The organism is Asticcacaulis sp. AC402, assembly GCF_000495835.1.
Lineage (GTDB): Bacteria > Pseudomonadota > Alphaproteobacteria > Caulobacterales > Caulobacteraceae > Asticcacaulis.
Map to the genome: position 1 here is coordinate 88,381 of NZ_AWGC01000004.1, position 12,272 is coordinate 100,652.

General features: G+C 63.5%; 8 protein-coding genes. 1 reads left to right on the forward strand and 7 read right to left on the reverse strand.

Going from position 1 to position 12,272, the window contains the following annotated elements; genetic code table 11:
• Positions 1 to 67 precede the first annotated feature (67 nt).
• The 5 genes from ABAC402_RS22885 to ABAC402_RS22905 form a co-directional block, all read right to left on the reverse strand.
• A complete protein-coding gene (locus ABAC402_RS22885) occupies positions 68 to 856 on the reverse strand; it encodes a chorismate mutase (protein WP_023447974.1) in 789 nt (262 codons plus the stop codon).
• Positions 857 to 1,046: 190 nt separating this feature from the next.
• Complete coding sequence (locus ABAC402_RS22890) at positions 1,047 to 2,096, reverse strand: DUF2125 domain-containing protein (RefSeq protein WP_023447975.1); 1,050 nt, start codon at positions 2,094 to 2,096, stop codon at positions 1,047 to 1,049.
• Between the two features lie 94 nt (positions 2,097 to 2,190).
• Positions 2,191 to 2,583 (reverse strand): hypothetical protein, encoded by a 393-nt coding sequence (locus ABAC402_RS22895; protein ID WP_023447976.1) that lies wholly within the window; start codon positions 2,581 to 2,583, stop codon positions 2,191 to 2,193.
• A 364-nt stretch (positions 2,584 to 2,947) separates the two neighbouring features.
• Entirely contained in the window at positions 2,948 to 5,914 is a 2,967-nt protein-coding gene (locus ABAC402_RS22900; protein ID WP_023447977.1) for an ATP-dependent DNA helicase, read from the reverse strand.
• A gap of 64 nt (positions 5,915 to 5,978) precedes the next feature.
• Positions 5,979 to 9,503: an SEL1-like repeat protein gene (locus ABAC402_RS22905; RefSeq protein WP_023447978.1), complete on the reverse strand. Its 3,525-nt coding sequence runs from the start codon at positions 9,501 to 9,503 to the stop codon at positions 5,979 to 5,981.
• A gap of 168 nt (positions 9,504 to 9,671) precedes the next feature.
• Here ABAC402_RS22905 and ABAC402_RS22910 point away from each other — a divergent pair, with 168 nt between their 5' ends.
• Entirely contained in the window at positions 9,672 to 9,893 is a 222-nt protein-coding gene (locus ABAC402_RS22910; protein ID WP_023447979.1) for a hypothetical protein, read from the forward strand.
• A gap of 33 nt (positions 9,894 to 9,926) precedes the next feature.
• Here the strand turns inward: ABAC402_RS22910 and argF are convergent, their stop codons facing one another.
• Together argF and ABAC402_RS22920 are read right to left on the reverse strand one after the other, a co-directional pair.
• Complete coding sequence (argF, locus tag ABAC402_RS22915) at positions 9,927 to 10,853, reverse strand: ornithine carbamoyltransferase (RefSeq protein ID WP_023447980.1); 927 nt, start codon at positions 10,851 to 10,853, stop codon at positions 9,927 to 9,929.
• Positions 10,854 to 10,919: 66 nt separating this feature from the next.
• A complete protein-coding gene (locus ABAC402_RS22920) occupies positions 10,920 to 12,128 on the reverse strand; it encodes an aspartate aminotransferase family protein (protein ID WP_023447981.1) in 1,209 nt (402 codons plus the stop codon).
• Between the last annotated feature and the right edge of the window lie 144 nt (positions 12,129 to 12,272).

Consider the following 12,272-nt stretch of genomic DNA (forward strand, 5'->3'; position numbering starts at 1 on the left):
CACATCCATCTTTTCGTTACGACAGCGACTTATTGCGCCCGGCACAGATTTTCAACTCCCGGCGCCGTTAAATCCGCGGGGCGGCCCCGATGATACCGGTCAGGCTGCCCAGGGCGCCTTTCAGCCGGATATCGTCCTCCTGGACAAAACCCAACAGCGAGAACAGCTTAAGCCCCTGCGCCGAACAGACCCAGTCAGCCGCAAAGCCGCGTTCGGCCAGGTCGTCGATGATGAGATTTTCGCGCTCGGCCGAGTCGCTGACCCAGAAGGTGATGTCGTCGCCGGTCGGCTCCGGCGTGATCGCCGCGACAGCAACAGCATGTGGGCGCGTCCGAGATATCTCAGGCAAGGCGGCAATGATCCGTACCGATTTTTCCGCCAGCAGCCGCGCCCACCACGCACCACCGCGCGGGTCCAGGCTGAGTACCGAGATGTGGCATATGTCGCGCGCCGCGGCGATCGCCGCCGTCGCATCGTCGACATAGCCAAACGACGGCGCAAAACCGAAGCGCTCACGCGCCCACACCAGGACTTCGCGGCTGTGTTCCCTGGCGCTGAGGTTCAGGTGCAGGCCGCCGCGCGCCTGGCCCTGGATGCGCAGGTTTTCGGAAATCAACTCACGCCAGATGCGCACCACCACCGAGTCCGAAGCCGCCTCACGCGGCATGGCCAGCAGCTTGCGGATCAGGATGGCTTCGCGGTCGGGTCGCAGCAGGGAGACGGTATCGTTGCCGGCACCCTCGCGCGCTTTCGCTTCGCCGATGGCGCGGCCCAGGGCAGCGCGCGCATCGACCAGGCGCAAAAGTTCTGCATCCAGAGCGTCGATCTGCGCTCTTAAATCTGTCAGGGTCGTCACGGTCGCACTCGTCTTTTCAGTAGGCGCTGAAAAGGCAAGACCTTACGTCCTCACGCCGGCGTGAACAAGCCGGCTTTACGCCCATACCGCCGCCATGGTCAGTCTATCGCGCAGATTTCAAAAAAATTGCACGCAATCGTAACCAGTTACGGCAAGTTCAGGCCAGATCTAAGCCAAATCTAAGCCAAGTCTAAGGTAGAACCGGTGCATCTGAAACCTTCAGCGGCCCGATATAGGCGCCGCCGTCATGGAAATCGAGCGCGAACTTCTGGGTCCCCTGTGTGGCCAGGGTCAGGTTGAGCAGCGGCTTGGCGATGGTCATATTCTCCGGCGAGATCAGCCGCAGCGCTCCCAGGACGTCAATCGGATTGAAGGTCCCCTTCATTTCGATATTGGCCTTGCCCGTCAGATGGCCGTCAGGGTCCGCGGTGAGGCGGTCGCTGGTCAGCATAAGCTCGAGATCGCCGGCCGTCACCTGCGACGTGACACCGGTCGCCGTTCCGCCAGCCGCCGCCCATGCGCGCACCCCGCCGTTGAAGGCGGCATAGTGATTCAACCTGCCTTCGAGATGCAGGTTCATTGGTTTTTCGGGTGAAAAGTCGCCGATCAGGCTTTTTGGCTGGCCATGGGCGCCGCTCACTGTGACCAGAAAGTCGGCCGAGTCTGCCACGTCGAGCGTCGGACGAAGATAGGCATCGAACTTATCGGCTGTGGTAAAGGCGAAGGGCCGCGTCGGGTCGGACGGAGTCAATTTAACGTCGATGCCGACGATGGCGACATTGTAAATGGGCTTGAGCAGTCCTGAAACGCTGGCGCGCAGAGACCGACCGGTAACCTCGACCTTGCCATAATCGACGCCATCCAGACGGCCGCGATAGAGGGTCAGGCCCTGCGGCGCTACCATCACCCATTTGTCAAGCGCATAGGCATTGGCCTGGGCCTTAAGTTCCCTGGCACTGAAACCCTTGCCACTGGGCGCGATGACGGTGATGTTGTCAAAGGCGACATACATCTGGAAAGGATATCCGGTGACCTGACGGCGGTCGACCGTCGCCTGATAGCCCTGGGCGACCAATTGCGCCTGGTGGGCGGTAATGCGCTTGTCGACATCGTTGGCGACATAGAACCAGTAGCCAGTCCATCCCAGGGCCAGCAGGACAACGATAACGATCGGCGCGAACAAACCGATGCGGCTGCGTCTTTTGGCGGGCCGGTTCAAGCTGATGTCGTCGTGTGCCATGGCGATCTCCTGTTAACCTTTGTCATGCCAGACGCGGAGGCGCTTGGGAACCGGTGACGGCGCAAAAAAGCGATGCGGAATTACCGGACAGACATTACCTTCTATAAGGCCAGTGCTCCGGATGAGCGGCCAGAAACTCCAGAAAGCGTTGCGCCGCCGCCTTTACGCCGGGCCCGATGACACCATCGTCCATCCCCCGCTTCAGGTAGTCCGCAAACTCAGACGTCCTTATTCGGTCAAGGTCATATTGGACCAGTTCGCCAACAAGAATACGCTGGCAAAGCGTTTCGAACTTCAGGAAGAAGCTCTCTGTGTCTTCTCCAAGAAACAGGCCGTCCAACTGCACGAACGTCCACACGTTATCGAGATCATCTTCATTTAGCGGCGAATAGTGCTCGATCATCAACGCGACTACCGGGTTCACATCCGATGGCATGATTTCCAGTTTGGGCGCGTCCAACGGTCCGAGTTTAAGGTACGGAATCATGTGTCGCCTTTACCGAACGGCTGGCAAACCCGCCTTGCCATACCAGACTTATACCAAGCCTCATAAAGAATGGCGCTTGGTATTCGTTTTTTTCAGCTCAAGCGCCGGACTAGGCGCCCCCCATGGCTCCTCGCAAAAGCTCGGGCGCCCAAAGAACGTTCTCTGGCGCGCTTGCCAACCCACGATGAGTCAAGATTTTCGCGGGTTGGTATTAAAGCAAAATTCCCGAAGAAAGTCGCCCCACCACCACATCTCACGCGCTGGTGGCCTTCGGTCTGGCTCGCTCGTGCGGTCCTTCGCTTGCAGGAGCCGTACTCCGGCGACGCTCACCCCACGCGAAGAGCGCGGGGAGGTATAGGGAAAGCTATTCCGCTTCCGCCGATGCAGGTACACCGGGTTCGCCGTGCAGGAATTTCCCCACCGACTCGAGCGCTTCGGCGAGCGTACAGCGCTGCACCACCACCCCTTCCGGCAAGCTCGAAAACAACCGCGTTGGCGCCGCCGAATCCAGCATCACAAACACGCCCCGGTCATCCGCCTTGCGGATCAAACGCCCGAAGGCTTGCGCCAGCTTGGCCCGGGTCAAAGCATCGTCGTACAGCTTATTGCCGAAATGCTTGCGCCGGGCACGGTGCAGGCAATCCGGTCGCGGCCACGGAATCCGGTCGAAGGCAATCAGCCGCAGCGCCTGGCCAGGGACATCGACGCCATCGCGCACCGCATCCGTGCCCAGCAAACACGAATGGTGCTCGCTGCGGAAGACGCTGATCAGGTCCGACACGTCCAGAGGATCAACATGCTGGGCATACAGCGAAATCCCCGCCTCGCTGAGCGGCCGGTTGATCTGCTCATACACAAGTTTCAGCCGGCGAATGGCCGTGAACAGGCCCAGACCGCCGCCCTTCGACGCCTTGAACAAAGCCTCCATCGCCGCACCGACAGCGCGTGGATCTTCGCGACTCAGGTCGGTAATGACGAACAGTCTCGCCTGGCGGGCATAGTCGAAAGGCGAGGCGATCCGTGCCGTCTTTGCGCCCATCACGAGGTGATTGGCGCCGGTGCGCTGTTTGGCCAGGGCAAAGCGGTCGGTATCGCTGTCGCCCATGCCCTGGCCTACGCCGTCACTAAGGGTCGCCGAAGCGACCAGCACGCCATGGGCCGGCTTGAGGACGAACTCCGCCAGCGGCAGACTAGGGTCGACATAGTGGCGGTTCAAGGTGACATCGACCACCTTGCCGCGCAGGACCTCTGTCGAGAACCAGTCGATGGTGTGTGCCGTACCGTCGTCGTCGACGATATCGCCAGCCTCGAGCGCCAGGTGCTGCAGCAGAGAACGCCACGCCGGCAACACCAGCCGCGCCCGCCGTTCGAGCCCACGCAGGGCGCCTTCGATACGTATCCGATCGGCCTGTTCCAATTCGGCGCCCTCTCCCAGCCTATCCTCCAGGGCCCGCACAAGCGCCAGCAGCGGGGCCTCGATCCCGGCCAGGGCGCGCGCCGCCAGCTTGGCCGCCACCGCAACGCCTTCGATACAGGGATGGGCCTCGCATTCGCCACTCTGATCGGCATCGGGCGAGAATCGCGACCGCAACCGCGCCTCGCCCTGGCGGATGTCGATTTGACTATAGACCTGGACCAGCAGAGCCTCGATCGGGCCGATCGGATCCAACCCGCCGCCCGACTGGGTGCGAACACCGAGGCGTTGGGAGAAACCGTCGGCTGGCAGGACATGGGCCGCGCGGATCAGTTCCTTCATTGCCGTCTGGGCTGTCTCCTGACCGGCGATCAGGTCGCCCAACCGCGCCTCCAGGCCACGTCCGCGCCGCGATCGCCCCTCATTGCCGCGGATCCACCGCCGCAGCTCATAGGCTTCCAACCCCGACAGCCGCGTGGCAAAGGCGCTGTCGGCAGCCTCAAAAACGTGGTGGCCTTCGTCGAAGACCAGGCGCGCCAGGGCCGGCGCGTCGGCGTCGGCCGGCACATCCTCGCCGTTCATTTCCGCCTTAAGTTGCGCCCGAGCCGTGTCGCGCATGTCATAGGCCGCCTGGGCCATGACCAGGGCGTGGTTGGCGATGACCAGAGACGCCGACTTGGCCTTGCGCACCGACTTTTCAATGAAGCAGACGCGGTAGTGCGGGCAGGCGGCATAGGTGCATTCGCCACGGCGGTCGACCAGGCTGTGCGGTGTCAGGGTCTGGAACACCTGGGCCGGTGTGCCGGGCGGCAGCAGCGACGGCAACCAGGTCGGAAAATCGCCACTCAGGATATCGCCATCGCGCGAATACATCGCCCAGCGCGCCATCAGCACCGCCATGATCAGCTCCGGGGCGCTATGCAGGCCAGCCAGCCGCTCCTGGAAATTCAGCAGGCAGAGATAGTTTTCGCGCCCCTTGCGCACGACCACCTTATCGGCGCGTTCGGCGGCGCTGTCGAACAAGGCCCGCGTATCATGATGGATCTGTTTCTGCAGTGCCTTGGTATAGGTCGAAATCCACACCTGGCCCTGGGCCTTTTCCGCCCAGGCATGGGCTGGCGCCAGGTAGCCGAGGGTCTTGCCGACGCCGGTTCCGGCCTCCAGCAGCCACATATTGGGCTGATCCTTCATCCATTTTGGCGCGAAGATTTCCCGCGCCTTAAGCGCGAAGTCGAGCTGCTCCGGTCTTCGTTCATCGAGGCCGGCGCGCTGCAGGCCACGGCCGAGATGCTGGGCAACCTCCTCTTCCGACATGGCGACGGCGCGCGCCTGGCCTTCCGGCGGCTGGTCCTCCCATTCCTCCAGCAGAGACCAGATGTCGAGCGCCGGCGGCGCCACATAGTCGGCCGGCATGGAGGTATGGTCCAGTACCGCCTGGACCAGCGGCGCCCATACCCAGCCCTGGCGGTCCATCAACTTGACCCCCGACTGGGCGGCCAGGCGGAAGCCGAGCGGCGACGCCCGCAACTCTTCGCACAGATCGAGAATGACCTGGACCAGGATGCGCGCCTGATCTTCAGGTGTTTCGGGTTCGATGTGACCACAGGCCAGGGCCAGGCCCGCCGCCGACGGGGCGCAGAACTGGGCCGGGCGGATAAAGGCGTATAGCTCCAACACGTCGAAATGGCGGGCTTCGCGTGACTGGCGGTTGCCGAACAGGCGGGTGCGCACCAGCGGCGCATTGGCGATGATCAGAGCTTCGCGGCCCCACAGTTCGCGCAGCTCCGGCAGGGCAATCACCCGGCCGCCTTCCGGGCCAACGACGAAGGCGCGCGCCGGCGTCAGCCCCAGGGCATGGGACGGAGTCAGGTCACGCCATGGCGGCGCGGCAACGGGATCGGATGGCAGGTCACTCACTGTGTTAACCTACGCCATGGCGTCTGCCACGACAACGGCTTTCCGATGAGGCTAGCTCTGGGGGCTAGCTCTGGGGGCCAGCGCTGGCCGGGAGAGGCGGAGCGTCGTCGGTAATCGGCGTGAAGCTGGCTATCGCCGTCTCTGCGCGTTGCAACTGGGATTCGCTCAGTTGCGCCCGCAAGCGGTCAGCAGCGGTGCGCGCCTCCGCCGCATTGCGCGGATTGCTGTCATCCCGCGCTGCCAGGGCATACCACTTGTAGGACTCGGTGGGATTCAGGGCAACACCGACGCCATTTTCATGCAAAATGCCGAGATTGAACTGGCTGTCCGGCTGGCCGCGCAACGCTGCCTGGCGGAACCACATGGCCGCCGTGCTGCGGTCCTGGGCCCCGCCCTCACCGTTATAATACTGCAGACCCAGAGAATACATGGCCTCGCTGATTCCGCCTTCGGCGGCACGGCGCATCCACTTGCGCTTCTCAGCCTTGTCCGGTTTGACGAAGCCAGCATATTCCTTCTCGCCGCCATAGATCTGGCCCAGGCGATATTGCGCCGGGGCGTAGCCCTGGCCGGCGACCTCTTTCAAAACCTCAACAGCACCGGGTTTGCGGGCTTCGACTTGCTGAATGGCCAGATCGTAGCGTGTCGCCAGGTTCCGCTGGTTCTGGGTATCCTCAGCTTCGGTCTCAGGTGTCAGGACGGCCGCGACAATGGGCGTATCCTCGACATTCTTGTCCTGCGGGCTATCCTGGTCGACCTGCTCCCACACCAAGGCCGTTCCGCCGATGCCACCGGCGACCAGCAGTACGGCGCCGATCGCGACTGATGACGCCTTGAAGGCCTTCATCAGCGTGCTCTCGCCACCCGTCTTGGGCTTTGGGGCACGCGATTGCGCTGCGCTGATCCGCGAGGCGCCGGCACGCAGACCGCCCAACGGCTTATCGTCGGCTTCAATGCTGGCGCGAACGGCAGCCCGGGCCGCCGCCAGGGCGTCGCGAGTCGACACCGATACAGCGGCATCGTCGTCGTCATGGTCGAATGCCGAGGCCTGAACCTGAGGCGTCTGAACCTGATGCGCCTGAACCTTAGACGTCTGGGCGGCATAGGACTGCCCACGTGGCGCCGTCTTGCGAGCGGTATCGATGTCGGCAAAGGGATCGTGGTCGTCCCCTTCGGTCAAAGGATCGCCGCTCGGGCGGACTTCGACCGGATGCGCATCCAGCGCCTGCGCGCGCAGGGCGGCCTGCGGCGGCTGGTTGCGCTGGCGCAGGGGCGAATTCATGAGTTCGGCGCTGAAGTCCTCTTCATCACCGTCTTCGAACGGATCGAACTCCGGCGTAAAGTCCGTCACCGAGCTGAGCAGCCGGCCGGTGAGGTCCACCTTGTCTTCGCTGATCGCTGCCCGGACGGACCCAAGCCCCGAGGTCCGAGCCGAATCCAGCTTTTCGTCCTCGAAACCGCCGGAAAACTGGGCGAACGGCCTGGTTTCGATGTCGACCGCCGGGGCGGCCACCGGGCTCACTGCGGGAGCAGGCGCGGCGAAAGGACTGGTAGAGAAAGGACTGGCCGGGAAAGGACTGGGTAGGTCTTCACGCGCCGGAGTCGGCGCTGGCTTGGCGACGGCCTCATTGAGCAGGGTTTGCTTCTGGACATGGGCCAGCTTCTGGTCGATGCGGCCGCGCGCCTCTTCCAGCAGCTTGGCCGTGCGTTCTTCACTCTGGCGGATACGCTCGGCCAGGTCGTTGCGCGACAGGTCGCGCTGCTGCTCGAACTCCTGGCCGATGCCCGTCAGCACCTGGGTGGTCCGGCGCTCGGTGTCCTGGAGCTTGGCAGTCAGCCGTTCGGAAATACGGGCAATCTCTCCACCCAGGCGTTCCAAAGCCTGGGCGTGACTGGATTCGGTGCGGGAGGCGCGAGTCTCGACGGTTTCAGCAACGCGCGTCACCTCGGCACCAAGACGGGTCAGGCCCGAGGAATTGGCTTCCTCGACGCTCTTGACGCGGCGGTCAAAAGTTCCGGCCATGCGGACGATTTCCTGGCCCATACGCTCCAGCGCAGCGGCCTGGCGGCGTTCGACCTGTTCCAAACGGGCTTCGAACCGGCCGACGGCCGCCTCGATGCCGTCCTTGCCCGCCGTGTTGAGGACGCCCAGCAGTTCCTGACGGTTTTCCTCGACGCGGCGCGACAGTTCGGAGGCCAGTTGGGTCAGCGAGCGGGCGGCTTCCGGATCGGAAACATCGCCGCGTTCTTCGGCACGCGACAGCCGGCCTTCGAGATTGCGGAAAGCGTTCTCCAGCGTCTTGATGGCACCGGAGGTCTGGGCCTCAGCGGCTTCCAGCCGTTCGGCCATACGCGAGACAACCTTGTCGATCGCGCCCTGGGCGGCGCGTTCGGGGTCGCGGGTCTCCATCTGGGCCAGGCGGTGCGACAGGGTGACCATGTCGGTGCGGATGTCCTTGACCGTCTCGCGGGTCCGAACGTCGCCTTCATAGAGCTGGTTCGCGAGCTTGCCCAGCGCACCCTCAACGGCCTTGACCGTCTCAATGGTCTGGTTGCTTTTCAGCCCGGCCTCGATCCTGGCCATCCGTTCGCGCTCTTCGCGGACATGGCCAGAGAGACCCTCCAACCGCTCGGCCTGGGCGCCGATCAGGCGCTCGGCCTGGCCGAGACGTTCAGCGAACAGGTCATGGTCCTGCTCCGTGCGGCGGCGGTCTTCTTCCAGGCGCAGACGGTCTTCCTCGATCCGGCGGCGATCTTCCTCGCTGCGGCGACGATCTTCTTCACTACGACGCGCCAACTGTTCGAATGAGGACAGCACCTCCTGCGACTGCTCATCCAGGCGGCCGTGCAGTTCTTCACGCGTCTGACTGGTGACCGCTTCAAGGGCCGCTTCAGAGCGTTCGAGTCGGCCCAGCAAGGACTCGACCGCGTTCGACACGCTGCGCACAGCACTGGCCGAACGGGTTTCGGACGATTCGATGCGCGAACCCAGACCTTCCAGAGCGCGGGCGACGCGGCCGAGATCGTCGGATGCGGCAGCGTAGTTCTGATCTTCGTAAGGGTCGGCGCGCGGACGATCGGTAAAGATCGAGTTGCGGCGCAGGTCGCGTGACGACAGAGGTGGGGCGCTTTGGGGTGGCGCGCTTTGGAGTGGGGCGGCTTTAGGTTGGGCAGATTGGTATCGGGGCGCCGCCGAATAGGACCCGGGACGCGCCTCTGGTCGCGATTCGGGCCGCAACTCGGGGCGTTTCATCCGAGGCGCTTCGTCGGCATAAACGGCTTCGCGATAGACATGAGCCGGGCGGCGGCTGCGCGGCGCAAACCGCGCCTCTTCCTCGTAATCGTCGTCGGCCTCTTCCTCGTCATAGGCGGCTTCGGGAATCCGGCGCTGGAGGGGGCGGGCCGCTGGAGCGGGACGTTCGTGACGCTCACGTTCCTGACTGATCAGGGCACCGACATCCTCGCCCTGGAGGATCATCTGGTTGAGCCACTCCCCAAGCGTCATGCCGGATCGGCGCGCCAAGTCCTTGGCGACTTCTCGCGCCTTGGCGTCGATGCCTTTAACACTCCAAGGTGCGTTCGCGCTCATGCGACTCCCCAATTTCGTCCAGTACGCGAGCGTAGACCGCATAATCTGGGGTGTAAACCCATTGATAACCACAACATATGGCGTCCGGTCAGGTTTCTGTGGACACAATGTCCTGGCCGCCTGCCGTCCGCCCCTTGCCTGAAGCGCTGTTTCCAGTCATGAGACGCCATGGACATGGACCCAGCCCTTAACGTGATTCTCCTGATTGCGGGAGTATTGTTCACTGTTCTTGCGGGCTGGCTTGGCGCCCGGCCGCCCGACCTGCGCCGGCCCGGCCCGCGCATGGTGCCGTGGCGCTTCGTGATGCTGCTTTCGGCTGCCTTTACCGCGGTGATGTTCTCGATTCTGATGCACCACTACGGCCTGGGCCAACCGCCCCGGCAGTATTAATTTATACCTTCCCACACGTGGGGAGGTATAAGGTTATTGAGCGCCAAAGCACCAGGCGAGGATAGCTTTTTGCGCATGTATCCGGTTTTCGGCCTCATCCCAGATCAGCGATTGCGGGCCATCGATGACGTCGTCACTGACCTCTTCGCCCCGGTGGGCTGGCAGGCAGTGAAGGAACACGGCATCGGGCTTGGCCAGCTTCATCAGGGCGGTATCGACCTGATAGGCGTGAAACGCCATCAAGCGCTCGTCGTGATCGAGATCACCCATCGAAACCCAGGTATCGGCCAGCACCACATCGGCGCCGTCAACAGCGGCACGGGGGTCGGACGCGACCGTGACCCGGGCGCCGTGCTGGGCGGCAAACGCCATGGCGTCCATCGACGGCTTATAGCCTTCGGGACAGGCAATGCGCAGCTCGAAGTCAAAGCGCGCCGCTGCATGGATAAGACTGTTGCAGACATTGTTACCGTCGCTGACCCAGGCCAGGACCTTGCCAGCAATGGGACCTCGATGTTCTTCGATGGTCTGGATATCGGCGAGAATCTGGCACGGGTGCGACAGGTTGGTCAGGCCGTTGATCACCGGGATCGCCGACACCGCCGCCAGGCGCAGGACGTCGTCATGGCGGTTGGCGCGGATCATGATGGCATCGACCATGCGCGAGAGCACCTTCGACGTATCCTCAATCGGCTCGCCGCGGCCCAGTTGCATGTCCGACGCAGTCGAAATGATGGCGCTGCCGCCCAGCTGGCGGATGGCAGCATCAAACGAGAAACGCGTCCGCGTTGAGTTCTTCTCGAAAATCATGGCCAGAACGCGATCCCTGGCCGGGGCGTCGGCGTCGACGCGGCCCTGGGTCCAACCCTTGCGGGCGGCCTTGCGGCGGTGGGCGTCGTCGACGATGGCGCGCAGGGCGGCAGCGTCGAGGTCGCAAATATCGAGAAAATGGCGGGTCATGAGACGTCTCCCCTACTCCCGTCACCTGGACAGGAGGCGGAGGGGCAACGACCCCTCCGTCAGATTTCAGGCCTGTTCGTTTTGCTTGGCGGCGGCGCGCGCGCCCTCGAACGTCTTTTCCAACAAACCGATAGCCTCCCGGCACTCGTCCTCGGTGACATTCAGCGGCGGCAGCAAGCGCACGCAGTTGTCCGAGCCGCCGGCGATAAGGAGGCCGTTGTCGCGGGCCCGGGTCATGATCTCGCGGTTATTCGGCTTGAGCTTGATGCCGATCAGCAGGCCGCGGCCGCGGATCTCGTCGATCATGTCGGGCCAGGTCTGTTTCAGGCCTTCCAGCTGCTGCCTGAGATAGCCGGACTGCTTACGGACATTGTCGAGCAGGTCAGGACTGGAAACTTCGCCAAAGGCAGCAAGACCGACGGCCATGGCCAGCGGATTGCCGCCAAAGGTCGAGCCGTGGGCGCCGACGGTCATGCCGGAGGCCGCGTCCTCGGTGGCAAGGCAGGCACCGATGGGAAACCCGCCGCCCAGCGCCTTGGCGATGCACATCACGTCGGGAATGACGCCGGAATACTCATGGGCCCACAGCTTGCCTGAACGGCCCATGCCGCACTGGATCTCGTCGAAGATCAGCAGCAGGCCGTTGGCGTCACACAGGTCCCGCAGCAGTATCAGTTCTGCGTCGGTAAGGGCGCGCGCCCCGCCTTCGCCCTGGACCGGCTCGACGAGGATGGCGGCCGCGGTCGGGGCTTCTGCGGCAGCGCGGATGGCGTCGTGGTCGTCCAGCGGCAGATGGACGAAGCCCGGCAGGCGCGGACCGAAGCCCTTCAGGTAGGTTTCGTTGCCGGCAGCAGTGACGGCGGCATAGGTGCGGCCGTGGAAGGCGCCTTCGAAGCCGATGATGTCGATGCGCTCTTCGTTGCCGCGCGCGGCATGGTACTTACGCACCAGCTTGAGCGCGCACTCGACGGCTTCGGTGCCGGAATTGGTGAAGAACACACGGTCGGCAAACGAGGCAGCGCAGAGCTTGCCGGCCAGTTCGACCTGCTCCGGGATGGTGAAGATGTTCGACACGTGCCACAGCTTTTGCGTCTGTTTGCGCACGGCCTCGACCAGGACCGGGGCCGCGTGGCCCAGCCCGTTGGTGGCGATACCCTGGACGAAATCGAGCCATGAGCGGCCGTGTCGGTCATACAGTCGGACGCCCTCGCCGCGCTCCACCTCGATGGGGGCACGGGCATAGACACCAAACAAATGATCGTTGGACGCGGTCATGGACTCCTCCAAAAGATAAAATCCCCTCCGCGGGTCGCGAAGAGGATATGGTTCCAGGCACGAACTTGCCCGGCTGATTATCACATGGAAATCAGGCGTGCGTTTTGTAGACATATGCCAGAAATGTCAATATTATTCCGGGTG

Excerpts from the sequence above, each read along its gene's own strand:
- ABAC402_RS22890 (WP_023447975.1), bottom strand. The coding sequence starts at position 2,096 with ATGGCACACGACGACATCAGCTTGAACCGGCCCGCCAAAAGACGCAGC.
- argF (WP_023447980.1), bottom strand. The coding sequence starts at position 10,853 with ATGACCCGCCATTTTCTCGATATTTGCGACCTCGACGCTGCCGCCCTG.
- ABAC402_RS22895 (WP_023447976.1), bottom strand. The coding sequence starts at position 2,583 with ATGATTCCGTACCTTAAACTCGGACCGTTGGACGCGCCCAAACTGGAA.
- ABAC402_RS22920 (WP_023447981.1), bottom strand. The coding sequence starts at position 12,128 with ATGACCGCGTCCAACGATCATTTGTTTGGTGTCTATGCCCGTGCCCCC.
- ABAC402_RS22905 (WP_023447978.1), bottom strand. The coding sequence starts at position 9,503 with ATGAGCGCGAACGCACCTTGGAGTGTTAAAGGCATCGACGCCAAGGCG.
- ABAC402_RS22910 (WP_023447979.1), top strand. The coding sequence starts at position 9,672 with ATGGACATGGACCCAGCCCTTAACGTGATTCTCCTGATTGCGGGAGTA.